This is a genomic window from Melaminivora alkalimesophila (assembly GCF_000282995.1).
In the GTDB taxonomy this organism is placed as follows: domain Bacteria; phylum Pseudomonadota; class Gammaproteobacteria; order Burkholderiales; family Burkholderiaceae_C; genus Melaminivora; species Melaminivora alkalimesophila.
Window position 1 is genome coordinate 1 of record NZ_ALEE01000313.1, and the last position, 533, is coordinate 533.

Sequence of the window (533 nt, forward strand, 5' to 3'; positions counted from 1 at the left end):
GCACCTGCCACGCGGCGATCATCGCGCGCGAGCTGGGCATTCCGGCCGTGGTCGGCTGCGGCAATGCCACCGACATCCTGAAGGACGGCACGCTGGTCACCGTGAGCTGCGCCGAGGGCGACACCGGCCGCATCTACGACGGCCTGCTGGAGACCGAGGTCACGGAGGTGCAGCGCGGCGAGATGCCCGCCATCGACGTCAAGATCATGATGAACGTGGGCAACCCGCAGCTGGCCTTCGACTTCTGCCAGCTGCCCAACGAGGGCGTGGGACTGGCGCGGCTGGAGTTCATCATCAACAACAACATCGGCGTGCACCCCAAGGCGATCCTCGACTACCCGCAGGTGGATGCGGACCTGAAGAAGGCCGTGGAGAGTGTGGCCCGGGGCCACGCCAGCCCGCGCGCCTTCTACGTGGACAAGGTGGCCGAGGGCGTGGCGACCATCGCCGCCGCCTTCTGGCCCAAGCCCGTCATCGTGCGGCTGTCGGACTTCAAGAGCAACGAATACCGCAAGCTGATCGGCGGCAGCCGC

At 67.5% G+C, this 533-nt stretch carries 1 protein-coding gene; it reads left to right on the forward strand.

The annotated features are described in order from the left end of the window. Positions 1–533 (forward strand): PEP-utilizing enzyme (locus A612_RS05830; RefSeq protein ID WP_040436204.1); only part of this gene is annotated, 533 nt, incomplete at both ends.